This is a genomic window from Kribbella sp. NBC_01505 (assembly GCF_045040285.1).
Lineage (GTDB): Bacteria > Actinomycetota > Actinomycetes > Propionibacteriales > Kribbellaceae > Kribbella.
In genome coordinates this window covers 4700647-4725500 of the sequence record NZ_CP109425.1, presented here as the reverse complement: position 1 = coordinate 4725500, position 24854 = coordinate 4700647, and the positions used below count along the sequence as shown (strand labels likewise).

Sequence of the window (24854 nt, the reverse complement as noted above, 5' to 3'; positions counted from 1 at the left end):
CACCGGATAGCGCAAGGTCTCGCACCTCAGCCATAGCCCGTCGACCCCAGGCGACGGGAACCTCGGTCGCCGGCCTCACCATCCCCCTCAACCATCTACTCTGCTCGCCGTGCGCTTCAGTCGACCGCCTCCGGCGGCCGGTTTGGGGTACAGACCGAAAGGGACTCGACCGGGGACGTTGCGCTGTGGCTGCTCGCCGCGACCGGTCGATCTGAAAGACAGCATGGCGGGTCGCCGCGGTGGCTGGGGTGGTTGGCGAGGTCGGCGGCCAGAAGTGAGCGTTCCTTGGGGCTGACGGGTTTGGTTGCGGTCCAGAAAGGATGGCCGGTGACCGCACTGTCCGTTGTCTGGGGTCGACAGTTGTGGTTGCCGTTCGGGAAGGGGCACCGAGCGGCAACTGAACTGACCGTCACCGCTCACCTGGTGACCATTAGCTTCCGACTAGTCCTTCTCCAGCGCGATCTTCGGGAGCACGCGATCGAGGCCGCGGGGCAGCCACCAGGCCCGGTCACCGAAGAGCCGGAGGACGGCGGGGACGATGACACAACGGATCAACAGCGCGTCGAGCAGTACGGCGGTCGCCAGACCGAGGCCGAACTGCTGCAGCATCCGGTCCGGGCTGAGCAGGAACGCGGCGAACACCACGATCATGATCGCGGCCGCTGCCGTGATCACACTGCCGGTCGCCGCCAGGCCCTCCCGAACCGCAGCTTGGGAGTCCTTGGTACGACGCCATTCCTCGTGGATCCGGGAGACCAGGAACACCTCGTAGTCCATCGACAGCCCGAACACGATGGCGAAGATCATCACCGGTACGAACGCCTCGATCGGACCAGGCTGCACCCCGAACCACCCCTGCTGGAACACGAGCGTGATGACTCCGAGCGAGGCACCGATACTGAGCAGGTTGAGTAGCGCCGCCTTCAGCGGGATCAGGATCGACCGGAACACCGCCGTCAGCAACAGCGCCGACAGCCCGACCACCACCAGCACGAAGATCGGCAGCCGGTTACTGACCGCCGTCGCAAAGTCGTCGGAGGCCGCGGTCGAGCCACCGATCAGGTACGTCGCTCTGGTCTGCGACTCCAGCGCCGGCAAGGTCGTCTCGCGCAGGTGCTGCACCAGGTCACTGGTCGCGGCATCCTGCGGCCCCGAGGTCGGGAACGCGAGGACGGTCGCGATCTTGCCGTCGGGTGTCAGTTGCGGCGGAGTCACCGCGGCGATCCCCGGATCAGCAGCCAGCGTCTGTCCGAGCGCGTCGGCCGCGGCCTGGTTCCCCTCTGAGACGACCACCAACGGGCCGTTGAAGCCCGCCCCGAAGCCGTCGGCCAGCAGGTCGTAGGCCTTCCGGCTGGTCTTGGCGGGGTCATCCGTGCTCGCATCGGCGAACCCCAGCCGCATGTCCAACGCCGGCAGGGACAAGGCCACCAACGCGGCCGCTCCCAGCACCAGCGGCACCCACGGTCCGCGCTGCACGCCGGCAGCCAGCCTCCGCCAGCCGTCACCCGGCGTACGGCGCTGTTTCGCGGCATGCTTACGGACGCTCCGCTCGATCCGCTTCCCGAACAACGTCAGCAGAGCCGGCAGCAGGCTCACCGCGGCCAGCATCGTCACCAGCACGGTGAGCGTCACACCGAGGGCGATGCCTTGCAGCGTGCCGAGCCCCAGCGCAAGCAGGCCGAGCAACGCGATCACCACGGTGCACCCGGCGAACATCACCGAGCGCCCGGCAGTGTCCAGCGCGCGAGTCGAAGCGGTGGCCCGATCGACACCGTCCTTCAGCAGTTCATGCCGATAGCGGGAGAAGATCAGCAACGCATAGTCGATCCCGACACCGAGCCCGACCAGGATCATCACCGGCGCCGTGTAGCTCGGCACCGGGAAGAAGTGCGACGCCAGCACCAGTAGACCGAGTGTGCTGCCGACCGCGAACACGGCGGTCAGCAACGGAATGCTTGCTGCGAGCAACGATCCGAACAGCAGCACCAGGATCACCAGCGCGGCCAGCATCCCGGCTCCCTCGGAGACGCCGCCGTAACTCTCCGACGCGCTCCGGGCCAGATCGCCGCCGGCCTCCACCTGCAGCCCCGGGCCGGCGATGGCTTGCGCCCGCTGGATGATCGTCCGCACGTCCGCCCCCGGCATGTCCGAGGCCGCGACGTCCAGGCTCACGGTCGAGTACGCCGTACGCCCGTCCTGCGAGACAGATCCGGGCGCGGTGAAGGGGTCGGCCACCGAAGCGACGTGCGGGAGGTCGCCGATACCGGCCAGCATCGAGGCGATCCGGGACTTGTCCGCGGCCAGGCCGCCATCGGCGCGCAGCACGAGCTGCACCGAGCCCGTCTCCCCCTTGGGCTGATGCGCGGTGAGGAGATCACCGACCCGTTGGGAATCGGTCCCCGGGAGCGAGCCGCCGTTGTCGTAACTCGCGCCGACCACGGTCGCCGCCGCGGTGATCGCAGTCAGCGCGAGCACCCAGAACGCGAGGGCGAATCCGGCGTTCCGCATCGACCAGCCGGACACCCGGTGCAGCAGTCCGGAGCGGCCGCCCACCTTCTCGGGCGGGCGTCGTACGGGGGTGTCCACGGCCATCTCGGTCTCCTCAGATCCTTATATGTAGATCGACTACATGTCGTCTCTCGACATTAAGGCATGGATGAGTAGACTGTCTACATGAAGGCGGATACTCTGCGTGGGCACCTGGACCCGATGATCCTGGCGGTCGTCAAGGCCAAGCCGCTGCACGGCTACGCGATCATGGAGGCGCTCCTGGAGCGCAGCGGCGGCGAGCTCGACCTGCCGACCGGGACCCTCTACCCCGCGCTGCGCCGGCTGGAGGCGGCCGGTTATCTGGCCGGCGAATGGAGCACGGTCGGCGGGCGGAAGCGCCGGACCTACCAGCTCACCGCCGACGGCCGGCGGATGCTTTCGGCCGGCAAGCAGGAATGGGCCGTCTTCCGGACCGTCGTCGAAGGAGTCCTAGGACACTAGGACGTGCGCGCCAGGCGGAGGCACCGGCCGGCCTGGAGGCTGACAAGAAGCAGCGGCAGAACGACGAGCCCGGCAACGACGCCCACCGCCGATACGTCGAGCGCGCCCGGGCCCAGCGACACCATGGCGACACTGACCGCACCGACAACGGCCGCGCTCACCAGCGCGAACTGCGCGGTCACTCGGCTGACGTGATCCCGCACCAGCGGGAAGCGCTGCCCGACACCGGTCGCGACTACTGCCAGGACCGCGCCGGCAATCGACAACGAGCCCAGGGTCTGCACGACCGACTGCAGAAGATGGTTCAGCGCGCTCGGCGGGTCCGGCTCGTTGTTCCAGCTCCAGAGCCCTTCGAGCCAGACGATCGGCTGCGCGATCAGCACCAGGAACAGCAACATCGCGGTCCGCCGGCTCTGACTGACCGCGAGCTCGGCCCGGTAGCCCGGAACCACCTCGGACAGCTCGCCGAAGTCGGCGACCGCCTCGCGCTCTGCCTGCTCACGGTCCAACCCGTCGGCCTCGAACGCCTCCGTCGCATCGGCCAGGTGGTCCCGCGCCTCGGCGAGCAGGTCCGCCTTGTGACGCCGCGGGCCCGCGAGCGAATGGCGCAACGCGGTCAGGTACTCGTCGACCGGCGTACTGGGCATGGCTACGAGTATGGGTGATAGCGGGCCGGAACACACCCGCTATCTCCCTGAATCTTCCCTGGTCAGAGGAAGGTGGACAGGAGGAGCGTCATCCCCAGGCCCATGACGGAGATGACTGTTTCCATCAGGGACCAGGTTTTGATGGTCTCGCCGACGGTCATGCCGAAGTACTCCTTGACCAGCCAGAAGCCGGCGTCGTTGACGTGCGAGAAGAACAGCGAGCCGGCGCCGATCGCGAGCACGATCAGGGCGACATGGGTTGCATTCTCGCCGGCCGCCAGCGGTGCGACGATGCCTGCGGCGGTCACGGTGGCGACGGTTGCGGAGCCGGTCGCCAGGCGGATCAGGACGGCTACGATCCAGCCGAGCAGGAGTGCCGACAGGTTCGCGGCGATCGCGATCTTGGCGATCGCGGTGCCGGTGCCGCCGTCGACGAGCACCTGCTTGAATCCACCGCCGGCGCCGACGATGAGCATCACGCCCGAGATCGGGAGCAGGCTGTCCCCGATCTTCCGGCCGAGCACCGGCACACTGAAACCGACCGACGTGCCGAACGTGACCATTGCCAGCAGTACGGCGAGCAGCAGCGCCGTCACGGGATCACCGATGAACTGCAGGACCGGGTAGATCGCGTTGTCCTTGCTCATCCAGATGTCCGACGCGGCCTTCAGCAACATCAGTACGACGGGGGCCAGCACCGTCACGATCGTCACCGCGAACGACGGCGTCTTCTTCCGCTCGCTGTCGCCCGACGCGCTGGTCACCTCGAGCGCCGTACCGGCCGCGCCGATCGGAACCCAGCGCGCCGCCAGCCTGCCGAACAAGGGGCCTGCGACAACAACCGTCGGGATCGCGACGAGCAGACCCAGCGCGAGCGTGATCCCGACGTTCCCACCCAGTACGCCGATCGCCGCCAGCGGACCCGGATGCGGCGGCACGAACCCGTGCAGCACGGACAGCCCGGCCAGCGCCGGGATACCCAGCAACATCGCCTTCACGCCAGAGCGCCGTACCGCCAGCACCACCACCGGAATCAGCAACACCAGCCCGATCTCGAAGAACATCGGAATCCCGATGATCCCCGCGACCAGCGCCATCTTCCACGGCAGCCCACCGGCCCGGCCGCGCAGCAAGGTGTCCACCACCTGATCCGCGCCACCCGAGTCGGCCAGCAACTTTCCGACCATCGCCCCGAGCGCGATCAGCACGCCGACGTACCCGAGAACACTCCCGACCCCGGCCTCATAGGACTTGGTCACCGCCCCGGCCCCGATCCCAGAAGCCAGCCCGACGAACAACGCGCCGATGGTCAGCGCCAGGAACGCATGCACCTTCACCGCCACGATCAGGCCAACGATCACCCCGATCCCCACCGCCGCCACCACCAGCACGCGCGTGTCATGGCCGTTCCACGGCGCATGCACATCCCCAGCAGCCGCCACTACCTCAGCCCCGAACACCACATCCGCCTCCAGTCGACCGCGCAGCCATGACACACCGTGGTGTATCCACCACTCGCAGTCTTACACCACTCGAGCCGTCTCAGGCCGCGTAGGCCTTGCTGCTCTTTGGGCACTCCGCTCGTCTTTGGGAACCCACCAACCACTTGGAGCCCAAGAAATTGACTGGTGGGTGCACAAAGATCGAGCTCGCGTACAAAGAGAAGGCGACCCACCTTGGGGTACGAGGGTGATCGCGGTTAGCGTCGGAAAACACGCCGACCGCGCCCTCCGCTTCTTCGGACGTTAGCGGGCCACCGAACTCCAGCACGCGCCCGCTCGCGGTGCGCTAAATGGATTGCCGATGGCGAAAGGCGCTGGGATCGTCGGCCGGGTGGAGACACTGGAGATCGGTACGACGGGCGGCGTGCTGCGCGGGGTCCGGGAGGCGGGTTGTGCGGTCTTCCGGGGCATCCGGTATGCCGAGCCGCCCGTCGGCGCACTTCGGTTCGCCGAACCGCATCCGGTCGACCCGTGGGACGGCGTACGGGATGCGACCACGTTTGGACCGCCACCACCGCAGTCCGGGCTGTTGGGGGCGTCGCAGGAAGACGCTGGTGACGACTGGTTGACGCTCAACCTTTGGACGCCGGAGAGTTCCGGGCTGCCGGTGATGGTGTGGATCCCGGGCGGTGCGTACATGGGTGGCGACGCGAGCCTCCCGGAGTTCGATGGCGCGCGGCTGGCGGCGAGTGGCGTGGTGGTCGTGACGCTCAACTACCGCCTCGGCATCGAGGGCTTCGCGCAGCTTGAGGGGGCTCCGGCCAATCGGGGGTTGCTCGATCAGGTCGCGGCGCTGCATTGGGTGCGCAAGAACATCCGCGCGTTCGGCGGTGATCCGGACCGGGTCACGATCTTCGGGCAGTCGGCGGGCGGTGGGTCGGTTGCCGCGCTCCTTGCCATGCCGCGCGCGGTCGGTCTCTTCCAGCGCGCGATCGTGCAGAGCATGCCGGGGACCTACTTCTCCCCCGAACTGGCCGCCGACGTGGCTGCCGCCTGCGCCGCTGAGCTGGACGTACCGCCGACACTGGCCGGTTTCTCGACGGTCGAACCAGCCTTCCTGCCGCTGGTCGGCGATGCGGTCTCCGACCAAGCGATCCAACACCGAGCGCGCTGGGGGCAGATCGCTCACCGGCCGATCCCGTTCGCTCCGGTGGTCGATGGCGACGTCCTGCCGACGACGCCATGGGAGGCCCTCGCGAACGGCGCCACCATTCCGCTCCTCGTCGGGCACACCCGCGACGAACACCGGTTGTTCAGCCTGATCGACGGCGTACTCGGCGAGGTCACTACCGAGCAGACCGAGACCGCACTGCAGATGCTTGCTCCTGGCCCCTATCGGGAGGCATTCCCCACCGCCTCGGACGAGGAACTGTACGAACTCGTCAACCAGGACTGGCTGTTCCGGATGCCGAGTCTGCACCTCGCCGACGCGCAGCTCGCCGGCGGCGGTCAAGCCCATCTCTACGAACTCACCTGGAACGGCGAGCTCGGCGCCACCCACGGCCTCGACATCCCACTCATCTTCGGCAACCTCACCACCGGCGGCCCAGCCACCCTGATCGGCTCCCCGACCCCCGAAGTCCAGGCCCTCTCCGACCAGATGCAGTCGGCGTGGGTCGCCTTCGCCACCAACGGCAACCCCAACTGGCCGCCGTACGACGGGAGCCGCACTCAGGTCTTCGATACGCCCTCAACAATCGCCGCCTACCCCGAACAGGCTTCACGACAGCTCTGGCAGCACCACACCTTCAGCCCGCTTCCGCTCCTCGCGCCGTAACAGCCTCACCGTCTTCAAGGCTGGCGAGGATCTCGATCAGCTCCGCTCGGCGGATCTCGGTGAGCGGGTCTCCCACCAGGCCGGCGAGGATCTCGAGGCCCTGTCGGCAGGTGCTGCGGGCCTGGTCGGCCTGGCCCAGGGTGTGCTGCGCCTTGGCCAGATGACCCAGCACCTCCGACTTGAGCAATTGCTGGTGGAACTCGTTGCAGAGCGCGAGTGACCGCTGATAGGCGTCGACAGCGTCGTCCTGGTGGCCGAGCTCGGCATGGGCCACTCCGAGGTTGTCCCAGGCATAGGACTCCAGGATCCGGTTCGTGCCACCGGAGAGGTTCAGAGCGTCCTGAGCAGCAGTCATCGCGGCCTCGTACTGGCCGAGGCTGAGGTACGACACCGCGAGATTGTTGAGCTTCCTCGCCTCTGTCGGATCTCCGCCGCTGTGGCGAGTGAGCTGGATGCCGCGCAACAGGAGTTCGACGGCCTCCGCGTGACGGCCGGTCCGTTCGTATTCGCAGGACAGGGATTCGAGCGTGTCCGCGTGACCGCGCTCCGAAGCAGTCTGTTCGAAGAGCACGACCGCCCGCTCCAGGTGGGCAATTGCCGCAGCCGATAGGCCGAGCTCGCAACTGGTGGTGCCGACGTCGCGTTCCGAGATCGCGATCGACACCACGTCTTCGGTACGGCGTGCGCAGCTCAGGCCGAGTTCTTGCACCCGCAGCAGGTCGACGTAGGCGCGGCGGTAGTGGAAGGCCATCGCCATCAGGTGGCTCAGCTCGTGGCCGATCCGGTCGAGGCCGCGCTCGCCTGCCAGCTGTACGGCGGCGAGCGTGGTCTCGCGCATGGTGTCGAACCAGTCCAGCGCCTGGCGATCGTTGGCGAACTCCAGCGGGACGACGCCGTCAGCGGCGGCTTCGATCTCCATCAGCGGCGCCGCGCGGCCGAGTGCGGCCCGTGCGTTGGCGGCCGAGTGGAGGTAGAAGCTCAGCTGCCGCCGGAGCGCGGCGTCGCGCTCGGCTGCGGAGTCGGTGGTTCGACCGAGTTCGATCGCGTACATGCGGACCAGGTCGTGCTGTTCGTAGCGGTCCGGATGCGGTTGCTGGAGCAGGTTCGCCTCGACCAGCTGGTCCAGGAGCTGTCGTGCGGTGGCCGAGGCCACGCCGGCGAGCGCGGCCGCCGCGCCCACGCCGACTCCGGGCCCCGGACTGTCGCCCAGCAGCCGGAACATCCGTGCCGTCGGCGGATCGAGGGCTTGGTAGGACCACGAGAACATCGCCCGTACGTCGGTCGCCGCGTCCTCGCCGTCGAAGGCCGCCAGGCGGTCCCGTCCCTCGACAAGTTCGTTGACCAGGGCAACCAAGGGGAAGGTGGGCCGGCCGGCGGCACGGGCGGCCACGATCGCCAGGGCCAACGGCAACCGCGCACACAGGTCGACGATCGTCTCGACCGCCTGGGGATCGGCCAGCACCCGATCGCGGCCGATGCGGTTGACCAGCAAGGTCCGGGCGTCGTGGGATGCCAGCGGCTCGAGCTTCACCGGATGGGCGCCGAGGCCGCTGAGCCGGCCGCGGCTGGTGACGACGACGAAACAGGTGGTGGATGCCGGGAGCAACGGCCGGACCTGCTCCGCGTCGCGGGCGTTGTCGAGGATGATGAGCACCCGTTTGCCGGCCAGTTGGCTCCGGTAGAGCCTGATCTGCGCGTCGAGGTCCATCGGCACCCGCTCGCCCGGGCCCTGCAGGCCTTCCAGTAGCGCGCGCACAGCGTTCTCGGGTGCCAGCGGTGATCCCGACGGGTCGAAGCCGCGGAGATTCAGGTAGAGCTGGCCGTCGACGAACTGGTCGGCCACCTGATGCGCCCAGTGGACGGCCAACGCCGTCTTGCCTACCCCTGCCATTCCGGAGACGACGGCAGCCGTAGTCCCGGCGGCGCGGTCGGTCAGCTGCTGGTCGAGTTGAGCAAGCTCATCCGTGCGCCCGGTGAAGGCCGCGATGGTGATCGGCAGCTGGGCGGGCCGCCACCTCGGCGGGGCGACGGTTGCTGGACCACCGGCCAGGATCTCCTGGTGCAACCGCTGCAACGGCGTACCGGGCTCGACGCCGAGCTCGTCGGCCAGCCGCCGCCTGACCTGCTGGTACTGAGCTAGCGCGTCAACCTGCCGGCCACTGAGATGCAGTGCCCGGATGAGCTGGCCGGCGAGCCGCTCGTGCAAGGGATGTTCGGCGACCCGCTGCGACAACTCGGCCGCCATCGCCGGGTGCCCGCCTGTTGCCAGCCGGAGATCGTCACGATCCAGCTCCGCGGCCAGGCGTTCTTCGTCCAGCGTCGCGCGGAGCTGGTTCAGCCACTCGTTGTCGAGCGTGGCGAACGCTTCGCCACGCCACTGCGCGAGTGCGTCCTCCAGCAGCGGGAGCCGTTCCGCCGGGTCGGCGATCTCACGAGCCTCCGCGACCCCGCGGCGGAACCGATGCAGATCCACCACCGAGGGATCCGCGGCCAGCGCGTAGCCTGCCGAGCTGCTCTCAATCGTCGGACCGCCGCCGGCCGCGAGGGCCGTGCGCAGGCGGGAGACGTAGCTGTAGAGCGACTCCTTCGCCCGCTTGGGCGGCCGGTCGCCCCAGATCCGCTCGATCAGCCGCTCGACGGGCAGCGATCGTCCCGTCTCCACGAGCAGAACCGCGAGCACAGCCCGCTGGCGCGCCGTACCCAACTCGACGAGGACGCCGCCGACCCGCGCCTCGACCGCACCCAGCACCCCGAACTCCACGACCGCAGCTCTCCCTCCCGGAGACAGGAGTCAACAACGGACACGAGCTCGGCGCAACCGGGGCGCTACCAGCGGTGCAGGTGGGGGCGGAAGTCGGCGAAGGAGTCGTCGAGGAAGTAGGGGACGGTCAGGGGTCTTGGCTCCCAGTACGACGCTGTGGTGGTGCCGAAGAGCATGCTGCCCAGCGTGAACTGACTGACCTGTACGCCCGCTCCACCGGAGACCGAGAGCGCCCTCTGGTACCAGTACTACCTGCACGGCGACCGCGGCGTACTCGGCCTCCAGACCTACCGGCGAGAGTTCGCCGAGCTGCTGTGGCGGCAGTGGTCACCGCGATGGGAGTTCACTGGAGCCGAATTCGGAGCCACGGCTCCGTCGTTCGAGAACCCGGACTTCGTCGACGTGGTCGTGCACTCCTACCGACACCGCTACGGCCTGGTCGACGGCGACCCGGCCTACGCCGCCACCCAGCAACTCATCGCGGCTCAGCCGACAATCGACGTACCCACCATCATCGTCGACCCCCTGTACGACGGCCTCGGCCCCTCGGTCCCGATCGAGGAGCACCGCAAGCACTTCACCAACCTGGTCGACCACCGGCTCGTCCCCACCGGCCACAACCCGCCCCAGGAAGACCCGGCCACCTTCGCGAACGCCGTACTGGCGCTGCGTCAGCCCTCGTAAACGAGAGTCAGCACTCCCTGTGCGGCTTCAGTCGCGTGCCCCGCGAACGCGACACCTTCGCCGGGCAGACTTGTGACCTGATGGCAGGTTCAGTGCGTTGGTAGGGATGTGACGGCGACAAGAGGTGGGCGATGAGCTCGACCGAGGCTGATTTCGAGGCGTTCGCGCGGGCGAACACACATCAGCTGTACCGGACGGCGTGGTTGCTGACGGCGGATTCGTACCACGCGGACGACTTGGTGCAGGAGACCCTCGGGAAGCTGTTCGGGGTGTGGGGGCGAGTCCGGCGGATGGAGAAGCCGGCTGCTTACGCGCAGACCGTGCTGACCCGGACCTTCATCTCGCAACGACGTCGGCGGAGCTGGCACGAGCAGCCGACGGACGCCGTACCGGAGCGGTCTGCCGAAGGGGACGACCCCGAGTTGCGGCTCCTGTTGCTCCAAGCGCTGGACGGACTGCCCGCGCTGGATCGAGCGGTGCTTGTACTGCGGTTCTTCGAAGATCGCAGTGTCGAACAAGTGGCACGTGATCTCGGCAAGAGCGCCGGAGCGATCAAGAACCGGACGGCTCGGGCGCTGGTCCGGGTACGGGCGGTTCTTGGCGACGAGGCGGTCATCGCACTGTGAACAGGCAGGAGAAGGATCCCGTGAAGACAACCGACGACCAGCTACAGCATTTGATGCGGCAGGCCACCGAGACACTTGAGCCCCGCCGACCCGACCTGGTCGAGCGCGGGATGCAGAGAGGCGTCGTACGGCGTCGGCGCCGACGGGTGCTGAGTGTCGTGGCGGGCGCGGCAGCGGTCGCGATGACAGTGACAGGGGTGGCGCTCGTCCAGGCGCAGCTGGGGCCCCAGGCAGATCAGCTGCCAGTGGCCGGACCCAGCACGCCGAAACCGAAACCGAAACCCAAACCGGATCCGGAGGCTGAGGCTTGGGCGACACCCGCTCCGCCGCCGCCGGCCAGCCCCGCCGAGACGCTCACGACGCTGAAGGGCCTGGTCCCCGGGCTCCCGACCTCCGGCGGAAAGACCTGGGGTGACGACTTCATCGGCGCCGGCCTGTTCGTCGTCGACGACCTCGGGAAGGCGTGGCTCGAGATGGGCATCGAGACGGTCAAGTACGACCCCAACTGCGCCGACGTGCCGTCGACCCAGAACTGCAAGGTCCAGCCGGACGGCACCTTCCTCCGGACGTACTCGAGCTCTGACCGCGGCATCCACTACAACGCCGTGGTCCTCGAGTACCCGGACCGGCGCGCGATCAGCCTGACCAGCACGAACGGCCTCGGCCTGGAAGGGCCGGCGACGCGCGCTGAGCCGCCGTTGTCCATCGCCCAGCTCGTCGAGATGGCCTACAGCAACAGCTGGAGCTTCCCGGCCGCCAACTACGGAAAGAACCTGAACCGATGATTCTTCGCAAGACCCTCCTGACCGCGGCCCTGTCCGGTGTCCTGATCGCATCGGCGCTGACCGCCCAGGCCGCGCCGGTCTGGACCGAGACCCCCACGAAGTCGAAGCCGTCGACGCTGGACGACATCGACGCGAAGGGCAGTGAGACGTGGGCGGTCGGCACCGATCTGCTCGCCTCGTTCGACGACACCCGGCCACTCGCGTTCCGCTGGAACGGGACGCGCTGGATCGAGACCCCGCAGCCGATGCGCACGAACTCGACGCTCAACAGTGTGGCCGTGGCCGGACCCAAGGAGGTCTGGGCGGTCGGCGAGGACCGCGCCGTACCGGAGAAGACCAAGCCGCTGGCGATGCGCTGGAACGGTACGGCGTGGAAGGTCGTACCGGGGCCGTCCGTGCCGACGGGATCGTTCAGCGCCGTGACGATCGCCCCGGACGGAACGCCGTGGATCTCCGGCTGGGCCGATATCGGTGGGAGCGAGCATGCCGTCGTCTACCGGTACGCCAAGGGCGCATGGCAGCCGCTGACCGCTGGGTTGGAAGATTCCGTCAACGGCAACACCTTGACGGTTCTCTCCGCCACCAACGCCTGGCTGGGACTGAACGGCGGGATGGCGCATTTCGACGGCAAGACGTGGACGCTGGACGCCGACGTACCGACTGATGGTTCGCAGATCCCCACCGGTCTCGTGGCTTCCGGGCCGAAGGACATCTGGGCCTCCGGTGTCGCGCACACGTCCAAGGGTGAGCGGCCGCTGATCCTGCACTACGACGGCACGGCCTGGAAGCAGATCCCGACTCCGGAGCTGTCTTCGCAGCTGTACGACATCACCGTCTTCAACAACCAGCCGATCGCGGTCGGCGAGAAGTTCACGACCGCTGACCACATCATCACCGCGCACCCGTTCGTCCTCGCGCTTCAGGACGGCCAGTTCGTCGAGACCACCGGACCGAACGTCAAGGACGGCACCCTCACCGGCGCCGAGGCGGCCGGCAGCCGCCTCTGGACCGTAGGTTTCCGGGGTGGGCCCACCGTCGATCCCACCGCGTTGGCCGCCCGGTCCGGACGGTGAGGTTCGCCACAGGTCAGTGACCGTGACGTTGGCGGGGTTCGGGGTGTCCTTTCTCTGACAACCGCGCTTCGAAAGGGACGACGATGAGCTTCGTGGACAAGGCCAAGAACGCCGCCGAGGACCTGGCCGGTAAGGCCAAGGAGGCGGTCGGCAAGGTGACCGGCGACGAGAACCTCGAGGCCGAGGGCAAGGTCGACCAGTCGACGGCCGATCTGAAGGACGCCGGCGAGAAGGTCAAGGACGCCTTCAAACACTGACAGTGCAGTAAGCACTGACCGTGCAGTAAGCACTGAGCACAGCAGGACCGATTGACCAAGAGGGTGCGCCGTCACGGCGCACCCTCTTTCGTCACTTCAATCTTGTCGTGTTAATATTAACCAGGTAATGTTCAGTTCTGGAAACGTTCCCCGGATCGCGCTCAACCTTGTTGGTCGGCTGAGGCGTCTGGATACGCGATCTACGTAGTTTTCGCCGACGCGGCCGGCACGTTGCCGACGGCATCGTCGACTCCCTACACCTTCCGCACCAACTGACGCCCCCGAGGTTGCTATGAACACGAAGACGCACCGGACGGCAGTCATGGAGCACTGCCTGGCCGAGCAGGACAGCCTGCGCCGCTATGTCTCCAGCCTGATCGGGCAGGACAGTCATACGGTCGACGACGTCGTCCAGGAGACGCTGCTGCGAGCTTGGCAGTCGGCCGATCGGATCGACTACTGGCGACGGCCGGTGCGGATGTGGATGTTCCGAGTGGCACGCAACCTCGTGGTCGACAACCACCGCAAGCAAAGCCGCGTCGCACCGGCCGGTCTGACAGTCGTCGACTGGGACCGCCCGTCGACCGAGCCCGACCCGGCCGACGAGGTCGCCGACCGGGGACTCGTGGTCAAACTCTTGCGCGGTCTGTCACCCGCACACCAGCAGGTGCTGGCGATGCTGCATCTTCAGGGCCTCGTCGGCTGGGAGGTCGCCGCGGTCCTCGGCGTACCGGTCGGCACGGTCAAATCCCGCTCCCACCACGCCATCCGCCAACTCCGCGACATCGCCTGCTGAACCACCCCTAACGTCCGAAAGAGTCGCCGGCCACGTACTCCGTTCCTTCGGACGTTAGCGCGGGATCAGGCGTCTACGGTGAAGACGACGTCGTGGAGACCGGAGGAGCCGTTCGGGCGGGGTGCGGCCAGGTCGCTGGTTTGGAGTTGGCCTTCGCCGTCGGTGGCGCGGACGGTGAGCCGGTGCATGCCGGGGGTGGCGTTCCACTGGAAGGTCCATTGCCGCCAGGTGTCGATGTTGGCCTCGGCGGCGAGCTTCGCAGGCTGCCATTCGCCCTCGTCGACCCGCACCTCGACCTTCTTCACCCCGCGACGCTGCGCCCACGCGACGCCGGCGGCAACCGCGGGGCCGGCCTTCAGAGTCGCGAAGCCCTTGGGAACCTCTACTCGTGAGGCAGTCTTGATCGGAGCCTCGGCAGCCCAGCCGCGGTCGGTCCAGTAGGCACTGAAGTCCTGGAACCGGGTGACCTCGAAGTCGACCAACCACTTGGTCGCCGAGACGTAGCCGTACAGGCCCGGGACGACCATGCGGACCGGGAAGCCGTGCTCGAACGGCAGCGGCTCACCGTTCATCGCGACGGCGAGGATGGCGTCGCGACCATCGGTCAGCGCGGCCAACGGCGTACCGATGGTGAGGCCGTCGACGCTCGTCGACTTCACCGCGTCAGCTCCGCCCCGGACGCCCGCCTCGGCCAGCAGGTCGGCGATCGGAACGCCGATCCAGCGGGCGTTCCCGACGTACGGGCCGCCGACCTCGTTCGAGACGCAGGTCAGGGTGATGTCTCGCTCGATCAGGCGGCGATCGACGAGGTCCGCGAGCGACAGCCGCAGCTCCTTGTCGACCATGCCGTGGATCCGCAGCTCCCACTTGTCGGGGTCGATCCGCGGCACCTCCAGCAGGGTGTCGACCCGGTAGAACTTCGGGTTCGGGGTGACGAAGTTACTGATCCCCGGTACGTCGACCTGCACTCCAGCCGGCACAGCCGGGGCTCGGTCCGCGGGAACCGGCACCCGGAACTTGTCCCGCAGTGCCGCCCCGGCGCGGACCGGCAGCACCTTCGTCGCGGACCAACCGGCCGCACCGGCAACCGCCAGCGCGGAGACCGTCACCAGGAACCGCCGCCGATCGAATCCCTCCGGCTGCTCCTTCTCACGAGGCGTGGGCGACTCCAAAAGCTTCTTGGACTCGAACGCTCGCGTCACCAGGTACATCGCCAGGACGGCGATGAGCAGGGTGCCGACGGCCGGCAGCAGCCGATCCGCGAATCCGGAGGCGGCTGACCGGTAGAAGACCGAGAACGCGAAACCGACCAGGCCCAGCCCTGCCGCAATCCCGACGGCGATCCGCTGCCGCCCGCGACCGCCCTGACCGGCCTTCCACCCCGCGATCCCGCCGATCACGAGCAGCACCACGCAGATCGAGATCCGCAGGATCGTCTTGTCGCTGGTCCCCAGCTCGCGAACCGCCCAGTCCTTCACCGGACCAGGCGTGATGTTGATGACCCGGGCCCCGACCGCGTCCACCGGCCACGGCCCGCCGGTGATCGCCGCGACCAGATAGCCGATCGCCAGTGCGGCACCCGCCGCGACAGCTCCGCCGAGCAAGCCGGCCAGTCGTACCGATCTCGTCGTCATGCCCTGCGTTCGGAGCCGACGGTGATCCGGATGGTTCGAAACTCACACCCATCCGCTGCCCGGACCGCGCCGAATTAGTAGCCGGGAGCAACAATTGCTCCGTCGCCGGCTTCATCGTTCGAGTCCTGACCCGCCATCCGGACCCGAGGGCGATTCATTTCCTCGAAGGAGAAGCGCATGTACCACTCCAGCCTGAACATCGTGATCGGCCTGTACGTCGAGATCAGCTCGCGCTGCAGCGGCCACGGCCACTGGGGCCACGGCCTGCTCGGCCTGTTCAACTGATTCAGTCCTCCACGGCGCCTTCCCCGGATCCATTCGGGGAGGGCGCCGTACTGCGGTACGCAGCCACCGCGAGCTCGACGAAGTCGGGGAGCAGCGGGTTGGTGCCGGACCAGGCCGCGACAACCGGGCTCGGTGGCAGGTCGGTCACCGGTACGACGACCAGCTCGTCGGACAGCTGGTGGCCGAGTGGGGCGAGTCCGATGGTGCCGTTCCAGAGGACGGCCTGCAGGCACTCCTGGACGGCTCGAACCACCGGCCCCTCGCGGGGTTCGCCGCCGTTCCAGAAGGACTGCCAGAGCGCGTCGGTTCCAGACGGGAACTGGAACCAGGGGCGATCGGCCAGCTCGGCCAGCGTCAGGTGGTCCCGCTTCGCCAGGGGGTCGTCGGCACGCAGTACGGCGCCCAGGGGGTCGGTGCGGAGTTCGTGGAGGTGCAGGCCGGTCCGGTCGAACGGCGCGCGGGTGATGGCGATGTCGACCAGCCCGGCGCGGAGGCCGCAGGTCGGGTCGGTGAGATCAGCTTCGCGGATCTGGATCGTGACGTTCGGGTGCCGGCTGCGGTAACTGTCAGCGAGCCGGGCGATGCCCGGATCGGTGCTGTCGGCAAGGATTCCGACGGTGAGGGTGGCTGCCGCGGCGACGCGGGTCCGGAGCTGATCGGACTGCTCCAGAAGGTTGCGGGCCTCGACCAGCAGGATCGCGCCGGCCGCGGTCAGCGAGACCCCCGCGGCCGAGCGGTGCAGGAGCGTCGTACCGAGGTCGGCCTCCAGTTGGCGGATCGCCCGGCTGAGCGGCGGCTGGCTCATGTGCAGGCGGCGCGCGGCCCGGCCGAAGTGCAGCTCCTCGGCGACCGCCACGAAGTAGCGCAGCGTTCGCAGGTCCATGACCAGGGATGATACCCACCGGGTATCGGGACTGCGGAAGAAAGTCTTGGACCGGCCCGAGCGGACCGAGCAACGATGGCGGCATGGCTGACTACCCCTTCCCCGATCCGATCATCGACACCTCCGCCGCTCACGAGGTCGCGCGGGACCTGGTCGTGATCCCGAACCAGAATGTCGACCTGGTCCCGAATATCGGCGTCATCGGCGGCTCCCAGGCGGTCCTGGTCGTCGATACCGGGCTCGGTCCGCGCAACGCCGAGAAGGTGCTCAGGTTCGCCACCGAGTACGCCGCCGGCCGGCGGCTGTACCTGACCACGACCCACTTCCACCCGGAACACGCTTTCGGCGCTCAGACCTTCGCCGGCGAGGCGACGTACCTGGTGAATTCCGCCCAGGCGACCGACCTGTCTTCCCAGTGGGACAGCACCATGGCGATGTTCACGCAGCTCGCTCCGGCGGTGGCTCGCGAGCTGGATGGCGCCGAGCGGCCGACGCCCGAGGTGGTCTACTCCGACGCCCACGAGCTCGACCTCGGCGGCCGGGTGGTTCAGCTGCGACCGACCGGGCGGGCGCACAGCAACGGCGACCAGCTCATCGTCGTACCGGACTCGTCGGCCGTGTTCACCGGCGACCTTGTCGAGACCGGCCAGTTCGCCATCTTCCCGTGGTTCCCGCCGCACGAGACGGACGTTTCCGGCATTCACTGGATCAAGGTCATGGAGGATCTGGCGGCATCGAGCCCGGCGATCGTCGTACCGGGTCATGGAGGTGGTGGCGATACCGAGCTGCTCGTCGACGTCCGCGACTATCTGACCGAGCTTCGCGACGAGACCTGGGTACGGCGGGACTCGGCGATGCCGGTGGAGACGATCGCCGAGGAGGTTCGGGCGCTGATGATCGAGCGGCACCCGGACTGGCGGCTCCCCGAGTGGATCGAGCGCGGCGTCGGCTGCCTGTGCTCGGAGTACTAGCCTTCGAGGCTGATCTCGGAGCAGGCGGTGAACTCGAACCTCGGTTCTCCCTCGGTGTGATTGTTGCGGATGGCAAGGTTCCGGACGCTCTTCGCCGCCACCAGGATGTTTCCGCCCTCGAAGGTGTTGTCCTCGATCCGGATGTTCTCGTGGACGGGCGCGGACTCGTCGACGACCGAGTTCTCCGGGTGGATCAGGATCACCGGATGATCCCGGGACGGCCGCCGGAACGTGTTGCGGCGGATGGTGAGGTCGCGGACGGGGCCCGATTCGTACCAGCCGGAGGCGTCGTCCGAGACGAGGATCGAGGCCATGTCCAGGCCGTCGAAGACGTTGTCCTCGATCACCGACGGACGACGGGTGGTCAGCAGGATCCCGCGGGTGGGGATGTTCCGGAAGGTATTCCCGGCGATGTGCACCGACGGCGTGTAGGTGGTGTTCTCGACGGCGAACGCGCCGGGGTCTGCGGCAACCTCGGCGGGGACATCCCGATCGAGTACGACGCTCATCGTCGTCAGCTGATGTGAGTCGCGGCCGGTCGGCCCGGTCACTGCGGTCACGATCGCTTGGCCGACCGCTGTCAGGGTCGACCGGTTCGCGATCTCGAGCTCGTCGCCGACGTGGAACTGCGGGAAGCCGGCCGTCTCGTTGTGGGCATAGCGGAGGTGCAGGGTCCGGCCGTCGACCTCGGTGACCGGGAGATAGGTGCCGTGGATGTTGATCGCGTCGTCGTGCGCACCGTCGAAGGTGTTCCCGACGATCGTGATCGTTCCCTTGATGCCCGACATCTGCACGAAGTCCGCGAACGCCGCCGCGATCCGCCCGGAGGCCCGGTCGGCGACGAATTCATTGCCCTGCACGACGATGTCTTCGCTGAACTGGCCGAGGATGCCGAACCCGTGCAGGTAGCGCGCCTTCAGGTCGGTCACCGCGACGCTCTTCGACTGCCAGATGAATCCGGCCGCCGTGTCCCGCGTGACCTCGCGCAGCGAATAGACCATTCCTCGCCCGTCGGGCGTTGCTTCGTCGCCGTAGTCGATCCTTAGCCGCCGTTCGCCGAGATCGGTCACCGACACGACCCCCTCGAACAACCAGGCCGGCCGTCGGCTCGCCAGGCCCGCCACGGGATCGAAGACCTGCTGCCCGACCCCGAGCTCGTCCGACGAATACCGCCAGTACGGCGCGCCGTCGTACGGGCTGGGCTCGGTCAGGAAGGACAGGCGGCCGCCCTCGACGACGTACGGACTGCCGGCGGGGACCGTCAGGATGCGGTAGCCGGGTCCGGTTTCGATGACGGTCAGGTCGATGATCCGTGGGGCCGCCTGGTCGAACTCGAAGTTCGTCAGCGTCACCCGGCTCGAGCCGATCACCGCGAACAGCCCCAACTGTCCGTGCAGCTGGAACCGCGATCCCTGCCCGTCGATGGTCAGGTCGTCGATCCCCTCGACGTACATCGCGAACCGCTTGAACCGCACCGCCGGATCGGCACCCGCTGTGTTCGACAGGTAGAGCTCGTGAGCAACCGCCCGATCCGGGTAGAACCGATAGTCCCCCGTCGGAAACACCAACCGCTTCGGCCCCGCGACCCCCTCCGCAGCAGCAATCGCCGCCGCCACAGCCGCCGTACTGTCGGCAACCCCCGACCGATCCGCCCCGAACTCCGTCACATCAAGCACGCCTGATCGTACATCGTATAGGAACGCCTCCCCTCTCCCCCAAAGAGCAGCCAACCCACCCTTGGGCAGGAACCGCGTCTTTGTGCACCCACCAACCATCCAGAGCCCGCGGAAACGGTTGGTGGGTTCCCGCACAAAGAGCAGCCCGCCCACCTTTGGGGGCGTTGTGGGGTGGGGTGGCAGGTTGCGGACAGTGAGCGGTCGTGTCATCTCGAGGTCATGGGGATTTCAGTGGGCTGGGGGACGGTGGCCGTCCCCCCTGCGGCTATCGCCCCCAACCGCGAAGGAATCCGATGAAGAGACAACATGTGGCCGGCGTGGCAATCGCCGGGCTGCTCGTACTTGGCCTGCCCCCGACCCTCGCCAGTTCTGCCGACGCAGCCGGCCGGACGCTGACGGTCGCGAAGTCGGGAGGGCAGTACAGCACGATCCAGGCGGCGGCCGACGCGTCGCAGCCGGGTGACACGATCCTGATCTCGGCCGGTACCTATCAGGAGGCGCTGAAGCCGAAGAGCGGCGCGTCCGGTCAGGAGATCGTCTACCAGGCTGCCCCCGGCGCGCGCGTCGTACTGGATGGCAACAAGACGCTCAAGTCCGGCAACGGTCTGCTCAACCTCGACGGGAAGTCGTGGCTGAAGTTCGACGGGATCGTGGTGACGAAGTCGCCGACACACGGTGTCTACGGCAACGAATCCAGCCACATCACCTTCAGCAAGTGTGAGGTGTCGTCGTCGTCCAACGGCGGGATGGTGTTCCTGAACGGGAGCGACTACGTCGTCGACGGCTGCGACATCCACAACAACAACGACAAGGGCACGAGCGCGTCCAACGAGGCGCTGTCGATCGGCTACAGCACCCGCTTCGACATCCGGAACAACCGCGTGCACGACAACGGCGAAGAAGGCATCGACGCCAAGTACAGCGACAACGCGGCCGGGGTGATCCGGAACAACCTCGTCTACAACAACCGCGGGCCGAACATCTACGTCGACTCGGCGTCCGGGGTCGAGGTGAACGGCAACACGACGTACGGCGCGAAGGAGTCGTCGAAGGCCGGCATCGCGGTCGCCGTCGAGGAGCTGTCGGAGTCGCAGAAGGCCCAGAACATCAAGATCGTGAACAACATCTCCTACCAGAACGCCGGTGGCGGTATCTCGTTCTGGAAGGAGAGCGGCGGCACGATCTCAGGGATCTCGATCATCAACAACACGATCGCGAACAACCCCAAGCCGGGGCTCGTCGGTGTCTCCGAGGTGAGCGGCTCGGGCAACGTCGTACGGAACACGATCTTCGCCGGGAACGCGACCGGGATCGGCGGACCGTTCAGCTCCGACCACAACCTGACCAGCGACCCGGGATTCGTTGACCCGGGCAACGGCGACTTCCACCTCCGGGAAGGCTCGGCGGCGATCGATGCCGGTAGCGCGACCGGCGCTCCGGGCTCCGACCGGGACGGCGTGGTCCGCCCGCAGGGCAACGGCTACGACGTCGGTGCCTACGAAGGCGCTGGTGGCGGCGGCCCGACCGACCCGCCGCCGACCGGCGACTGGGACCCGCGGCAGCCCGGCCCGAACGATCTGTTCACCGCATCCGACGGTTCGGTCAACTACTTCCGTACGCCGATCGGCGGCAGCCCGCGGCTCGACCCGAACTCGACCGCGATCGTGAACAGTATCGGCAGCAACACCCCGAAGCTGAACGGTCCGGACTGGCAGATCACCGTCTACACGGCCAGCAACTCCGACCCGCTCTACCACCCGGAGTTCAGCGAGAACTGGGGTTGCTCGGTCGGCGACGGCATCCACATCCCCGACTACGGGACACGTGAACTCCCCGGCGCCGACGACGAAGGTGACGCGTGGATCGTCGTCTACAACAAGGACGACAAGACCGTGAAGTCGATCTGGGGCGCCAGCAAGGACGGCGGCAGCTGGAACGGCTCCTGCGGCGGCACCTGGCCGGCCGCCGGCGGAGGCGGTGCCGAATCGAAGACCACCGGAGTCGGGAACGGAGCCGAAGTACAGGCTGGTGCCGGCTTCATCCTGAACAGCGAGATCGGCACCGGTGCGATCGAGCACGCGTTGGCCTTCACCTCCAGGACGACCTGCGGCAACTTCCGCAAGCCGGCCGGCAAGTCCGACGGCAGCACCGGCGGCGCCTCCTGCGTCCCGATGGGCGCCCGCCTCCAGCTCGACCCGTCCGTCAACTGCGCCGGCCTGTCCGGAGCCTCGACCGGTGAGAAGATGATCTGCGTCGCCATGCAGAAGTACGGCGGCTACGTCCTCGACAGCGGCGGCCCCGGCCCGATCAGCGGGATCGGCGTCGCCGGTGATGACCTGACCGACCCGAACCGGGCGCCCTGGCAGAAGCCCGGCAACGGCATGCGTTCCGGCGGCATCCTCAAGCAGGTAGGCCTCGACGGCACCAGCGCGTCCCTGAGCCACATCCCCTGGAGCAAGCTCCGAGTCCTGGCCACCTGGAACGGCCAGTAACAACTCAGTAGTCAGGGGCGACACCCGCGGCCGATACTCAAGGCTCAGCAGAGCCAAGAGGAAGGCAGGCGGGTGTCGCTCCGGCGCAACAGGCCGTTCGCCTTCTTCTGGTCCGCGCAGCTTCTCTCGAACGCCGGGACTCAGGTCAGCGAACTCGCGATCCCGCTGATCGCCGTACTGACTCTGTCCGCCGGACCTACGGCCATGGGTGTGCTGACTGCGCTCGAGTCCCTGCCGAGCCTGCTGCTCGCGCTCTTCCTTGGTGTGTACGTCGATCGCCTCCGGCGCGGCCGACTGTTGTTCTGGTCCAACATCGGCCAGGGCGTACTGATCGGAACCGTGCCCCTCGCCGCCGCCTTCGGACTGCTCACGATGGCGCAGCTCTACGTGGTGACGTTTGCCGTCGGCACCCTTGCGCTCGCGTACGGGCTGGCCCACACCGCCTACGTCCCCGTCCTCGTCACTGATCGACGCCAGTTGACCGCCGCGAACAGCAGCATCGCCCTCACCGACTCCGTCACCGCGGTCGCCGGTCCGGGACTGGGCGGCGTACTGGTTCAGTTGCTCACGGCACCTATTGCGATCGCCGTCGACGCGGCGTCCTTCCTGGTAGCCGCGGCGCTCCAGGCCGCCGGGCGAGGGCCCGATCCCTTACCCGCCACGGAGAAGGCTCGCTTCGGCGTCTCCGTGCGCGTCGGTTTCGAGGCCTTCCGCCATCAGCCAGGCATCGTCGCCATCACCCTCGGCAAAGGCAGCTTCGACTTCTTCCACTGGGGCGCCCTCGCCCTCTACGTCCTGTACGCCGTTCGCGAGCTCGGACTGTCCCCCGCCGCCATCGGTGCCATCGCGGTGATCGGTTCCCTCGGCCCACTCCTGGCCGGCCTGACCACGACCCCCATCACGCGCCGCTTCAACCCCGCCTGGACCGCCGTCATCGCCGCCACCCTCCAAGGCGCCGGACTCCTCATCCCCTTCGCCCACGGCCCCGACCTCCTGGTGATCGCCACCATCGGCCTGGGACAGTTTCTCCTCGGCCTAGGCGTGGTCCACCTGATCATCATCCGCGCCACCATGCTCCAGCACACCGTAGAACCCGGCCTCCTAGGCCGCGTCGGCTCCGTCATCCGCCTGATCGAATGGGGCACCGGCCCCATCGGCGGCCTCACCGGCGGCTTCCTGGGCGCCGCGATCGGCCTCCGCCCAGCCCTCATCCTCCTCACCGCCGGCACCCTCACCGCCATCCCCTGGATCGCCGTCGCAGCCACCCGCGGCCACCTCAACACCCCGCACGACTGGACATAGACACCTACGTACACCCCCGTCCATGCCGACGACTCCCGACCGGAGTCGCCGATCCGCCGGACACCTCCTGTCCTTCGGGTACCCGGTCGTCTCTGCCACTTCCTGCAACTTCTGGACGATCGCGTCCACGCACCCGGATCAGGCGTCATTGTGGTGGCGTCACCAGCACAATCAGCGACTTCAGTGAGGACCCAACATGCGAAGAGCTCGCTTTGCCCTGCCCGTCTTGGGCTCGACAGCGCTTCTCCTGGGCATGACCGGCGTTCAAGCCACCGCCCATCCGGCACCCGCCGAGACCCCGGCCCCATCGGCACTCCCGCAGCTCCTGACCCCCGCCGAGGAGGTCCCGGTGCTCGCCGCGGCGGACGAGGCCGAGAAGGTCGCCGCGAAGTACCCGAACTCCTCGGCGGGCGCGCACTGGGACTCCACAGCGAAGATCCTGTACATCAACCTCGTGCAGCCCAAGGCGAAACAAGCCGATCACCGCGCCGAACTACAGAGCGCGATCAGCCTGACGTCCGCCAAGCTCGGCGTGACGACGAAGTACCGCACGGTTCCGCTGTCCCTGGACCAGCAGAACGCGTTCGTCGACAGGTTCCTGAAGGAGCGCGCCCAGTGGGGCGGCAAAGCCGCAGTCGACAACGTCGTGACCGCCTCGGTCGACGAACTCACCGGCCGGATCCAAGCGACCGCGCTGATCAGCGCCGAGCAGTTGCAGACCGCCGCTCGCAAGTACTTCGGCAACGCGGTCGACATCCACACCGGCGGAGTGCCCCAGGCCCAGGGCCGGTACGAAGACAGCCCGCTGTTCTTCGCCGGCACACCGTTGTGGAAAGCAGGCCCAGGCTCGCATGATGTCGGCACTGCCGACTGCACCGCAGGGTTCAACTGGCGTCGCCACTCGGACGGGGACTCGTACGTCAGCACCGCGGCCCACTGTGTGGCCTCCGGTGAGAATCTCTACGGGCCGAACGAGAGCCAGCGGCTCGGCTACGTCGGCACCCGGTATCTCAACAACTACGAGTACGTCGACTTCGCGTTCGTCAACGTCACCCGGGCCGGCACGACTCCGGCCGGCCGGGTCTGGGTCGGTCCCGCCGACACCGGCGTCTTCCGCAACATCACGTCGGTCGACGCCGGAACAGTGACCGGTACGACGGTCTGCTCGAGCGGTGCCTTCACCGGGCTCATCTGCGGGAAGATCAACAACCGGAACACCGCCGCGGCCGTCAACGGGATCACCATTGAACGGCTTACCTGCGTCACCGGCTCGCAGCTGACGCAACGAGGCGACTCGGGCGCGCCCTGGGTGTCGACTCCTGACGCCGGAAGCGCACGCGCGTGGGGACAACACGTCGGCACTGCCTACTGCGACAACAGCGGCGACAACAAGGTGGACATGGTGTTCAGCACCGTGAAGAACATCGCTGCGCGCGTGGGCGCCACGCTGATCGTGTTCGGGGCCGAGTGACCGGCCGGGGTTGGGGCGGACCCCGGCCGGTCCGCTGGGGCGGTTAGTGGGTGCTCAAGGCCACGCGGCCGCTTCGCTTTGAGCACCCATCAACCACCTTGGCCCCGCTGGAATGGTTGAGCGGTGCTCAAGGCCGCGCGGTGGGTTTGCTTTGAGCACGTATCAACCACTTTTGGGCCGGCCGGGTGACTGATTCGTGCTCAACGTCGTACCGGGGCTGGCGGGGGTTGCGTCGTGCTCT

19 protein-coding genes are annotated in these 24854 nt (G+C 67.9%); 12 read left to right on the top strand and 7 right to left on the bottom strand.

What is annotated here, in order from left to right:
* Positions 1-441: 441 nt before the first annotated feature.
* Positions 442-2592, bottom strand: coding sequence for an MMPL family transporter (locus OG474_RS22320; RefSeq protein ID WP_405064296.1), 2151 nt, complete (start codon positions 2590-2592; stop codon positions 442-444).
* 81 nt (positions 2593-2673) lie between these two features.
* On the opposite strand from OG474_RS22320, the gene OG474_RS22315 reads away from it, so the two are divergent.
* The gene (locus OG474_RS22315) at positions 2674-2991 is read left to right on the top strand and encodes a PadR family transcriptional regulator (RefSeq protein ID WP_405064295.1); all 318 of its coding nucleotides are present in this window, start codon (positions 2674-2676) and stop codon (positions 2989-2991) included.
* Here OG474_RS22315 and OG474_RS22310 read toward each other — a convergent pair.
* Together OG474_RS22310 and OG474_RS22305 are read right to left on the bottom strand one after the other, a co-directional pair.
* Positions 2988-3638, bottom strand: a complete 651-nt coding sequence (locus OG474_RS22310; RefSeq protein ID WP_405064294.1) for a permease prefix domain 1-containing protein — start codon at positions 3636-3638, stop codon at positions 2988-2990. The genes OG474_RS22315 and OG474_RS22310 overlap by 4 nt on opposite strands.
* 62 nt (positions 3639-3700) lie before the next feature.
* Positions 3701-5062: a gluconate:H+ symporter gene (locus tag OG474_RS22305; RefSeq protein ID WP_405064605.1), complete on the bottom strand. Its 1362-nt coding sequence runs from the start codon at positions 5060-5062 to the stop codon at positions 3701-3703.
* 379 nt (positions 5063-5441) lie between these two features.
* Between OG474_RS22305 and OG474_RS22300 the strand changes: the two genes are divergently transcribed.
* On the top strand, positions 5442-6917 hold the full coding sequence (locus OG474_RS22300; RefSeq protein WP_405064293.1) for a carboxylesterase/lipase family protein: 1476 nt from the start codon (positions 5442-5444) through the stop codon (positions 6915-6917).
* On the opposite strand, the gene OG474_RS22295 is transcribed toward OG474_RS22300, so the two are convergent.
* Positions 6889-9678: a BTAD domain-containing putative transcriptional regulator gene (locus tag OG474_RS22295; RefSeq protein WP_405064292.1), complete on the bottom strand. Its 2790-nt coding sequence runs from the start codon at positions 9676-9678 to the stop codon at positions 6889-6891. The genes OG474_RS22300 and OG474_RS22295 overlap by 29 nt on opposite strands.
* Before the next feature lie 408 nt (positions 9679-10086).
* On the opposite strand from OG474_RS22295, the gene OG474_RS22290 reads away from it, so the two are divergent.
* From OG474_RS22290 to OG474_RS22265, 6 genes are all read left to right on the top strand, one after another.
* A complete protein-coding gene (locus OG474_RS22290; RefSeq protein WP_405064291.1) occupies positions 10087-10362 on the top strand; it encodes an alpha/beta fold hydrolase in 276 nt (91 codons plus the stop codon).
* Positions 10363-10493: 131 nt separating this feature from the next.
* Positions 10494-10988 carry a SigE family RNA polymerase sigma factor gene (locus OG474_RS22285; protein WP_405064290.1) on the top strand — a complete coding sequence of 165 codons (495 nt, stop codon included), beginning with the start codon at positions 10494-10496 and terminating at the stop codon, positions 10986-10988.
* A 20-nt stretch (positions 10989-11008) separates the two neighbouring features.
* Positions 11009-11773, top strand: coding sequence for a hypothetical protein (locus OG474_RS22280; protein WP_405064289.1), 765 nt, complete (start codon positions 11009-11011; stop codon positions 11771-11773).
* Entirely contained in the window at positions 11770-12846 is a 1077-nt protein-coding gene (locus OG474_RS22275) for a hypothetical protein (protein ID WP_405064288.1), read from the top strand. Before OG474_RS22280 ends, OG474_RS22275 begins: the two co-directional genes overlap by 4 nt.
* Positions 12847-12929: 83 nt before the next feature.
* The gene (locus OG474_RS22270) at positions 12930-13103 is read left to right on the top strand and encodes a CsbD family protein (protein WP_405064287.1); all 174 of its coding nucleotides are present in this window, start codon (positions 12930-12932) and stop codon (positions 13101-13103) included.
* A 292-nt stretch (positions 13104-13395) separates the two neighbouring features.
* On the top strand, positions 13396-13899 hold the full coding sequence (locus OG474_RS22265; RefSeq protein WP_405064286.1) for a sigma-70 family RNA polymerase sigma factor: 504 nt from the start codon (positions 13396-13398) through the stop codon (positions 13897-13899).
* Between the two features lie 65 nt (positions 13900-13964).
* Here OG474_RS22265 and OG474_RS22260 read toward each other — a convergent pair whose 3' ends face one another.
* Positions 13965-15533 carry a molybdopterin-dependent oxidoreductase gene (locus tag OG474_RS22260; protein ID WP_405064285.1) on the bottom strand — a complete coding sequence of 523 codons (1569 nt, stop codon included), beginning with the start codon at positions 15531-15533 and terminating at the stop codon, positions 13965-13967.
* A gap of 286 nt (positions 15534-15819) precedes the next feature.
* Positions 15820-16701 (bottom strand): LysR family transcriptional regulator, encoded by an 882-nt coding sequence (locus OG474_RS22255; RefSeq protein WP_405064284.1) that lies wholly within the window; start codon positions 16699-16701, stop codon positions 15820-15822.
* Between the two features lie 83 nt (positions 16702-16784).
* Between OG474_RS22255 and OG474_RS22250 the strand changes: the two genes are divergently transcribed.
* On the top strand, positions 16785-17672 hold the full coding sequence (locus OG474_RS22250) for an MBL fold metallo-hydrolase (protein ID WP_405064283.1): 888 nt from the start codon (positions 16785-16787) through the stop codon (positions 17670-17672).
* Here the strand turns inward: OG474_RS22250 and OG474_RS22245 are convergent.
* Positions 17669-19348: a right-handed parallel beta-helix repeat-containing protein gene (locus OG474_RS22245; protein ID WP_405064282.1), complete on the bottom strand. Its 1680-nt coding sequence runs from the start codon at positions 19346-19348 to the stop codon at positions 17669-17671. The two genes, OG474_RS22250 and OG474_RS22245, sit on opposite strands and share 4 nt — an antisense overlap.
* Before the next feature lie 293 nt (positions 19349-19641).
* Here OG474_RS22245 and OG474_RS22240 point away from each other — a divergent pair, with 293 nt between their 5' ends.
* From OG474_RS22240 to OG474_RS22230, 3 genes are all read left to right on the top strand, one after another.
* On the top strand, positions 19642-21840 hold the full coding sequence (locus OG474_RS22240) for a right-handed parallel beta-helix repeat-containing protein (protein WP_405064281.1): 2199 nt from the start codon (positions 19642-19644) through the stop codon (positions 21838-21840).
* Positions 21841-21912: 72 nt separating this feature from the next.
* Entirely contained in the window at positions 21913-23142 is a 1230-nt protein-coding gene (locus OG474_RS22235; RefSeq protein WP_405064280.1) for an MFS transporter, read from the top strand.
* A gap of 253 nt (positions 23143-23395) precedes the next feature.
* Positions 23396-24613, top strand: a complete 1218-nt coding sequence (locus tag OG474_RS22230) for a hypothetical protein (protein WP_405064279.1) — start codon at positions 23396-23398, stop codon at positions 24611-24613.
* Positions 24614-24854: the final 241 nt, after the last annotated feature.

What these genes read in the sequence shown, in the direction of transcription:
- OG474_RS22260 (WP_405064285.1), bottom strand. Translation starts at nt 15,533, where the DNA reads ATGACGACGAGATCGGTACGACTGGCCGGCTTGCTCGGCGGAGCTGTC.
- OG474_RS22310 (WP_405064294.1), bottom strand. Translation starts at nt 3,638, where the DNA reads ATGCCCAGTACGCCGGTCGACGAGTACCTGACCGCGTTGCGCCATTCG.
- OG474_RS22265 (WP_405064286.1), top strand. Translation starts at nt 13,396, where the DNA reads ATGAACACGAAGACGCACCGGACGGCAGTCATGGAGCACTGCCTGGCC.
- OG474_RS22255 (WP_405064284.1), bottom strand. Translation starts at nt 16,701, where the DNA reads ATGGACCTGCGAACGCTGCGCTACTTCGTGGCGGTCGCCGAGGAGCTG.
- OG474_RS22250 (WP_405064283.1), top strand. Translation starts at nt 16,785, where the DNA reads ATGGCTGACTACCCCTTCCCCGATCCGATCATCGACACCTCCGCCGCT.
- OG474_RS22300 (WP_405064293.1), top strand. Translation starts at nt 5,442, where the DNA reads ATGGCGAAAGGCGCTGGGATCGTCGGCCGGGTGGAGACACTGGAGATC.
- OG474_RS22240 (WP_405064281.1), top strand. Translation starts at nt 19,642, where the DNA reads ATGAAGAGACAACATGTGGCCGGCGTGGCAATCGCCGGGCTGCTCGTA.
- OG474_RS22315 (WP_405064295.1), top strand. Translation starts at nt 2,674, where the DNA reads ATGAAGGCGGATACTCTGCGTGGGCACCTGGACCCGATGATCCTGGCG.
- OG474_RS22285 (WP_405064290.1), top strand. Translation starts at nt 10,494, where the DNA reads ATGAGCTCGACCGAGGCTGATTTCGAGGCGTTCGCGCGGGCGAACACA.
- OG474_RS22270 (WP_405064287.1), top strand. Translation starts at nt 12,930, where the DNA reads ATGAGCTTCGTGGACAAGGCCAAGAACGCCGCCGAGGACCTGGCCGGT.
- OG474_RS22230 (WP_405064279.1), top strand. Translation starts at nt 23,396, where the DNA reads ATGACCGGCGTTCAAGCCACCGCCCATCCGGCACCCGCCGAGACCCCG.
- OG474_RS22320 (WP_405064296.1), bottom strand. Translation starts at nt 2,592, where the DNA reads ATGGCCGTGGACACCCCCGTACGACGCCCGCCCGAGAAGGTGGGCGGC.
- OG474_RS22275 (WP_405064288.1), top strand. Translation starts at nt 11,770, where the DNA reads ATGATTCTTCGCAAGACCCTCCTGACCGCGGCCCTGTCCGGTGTCCTG.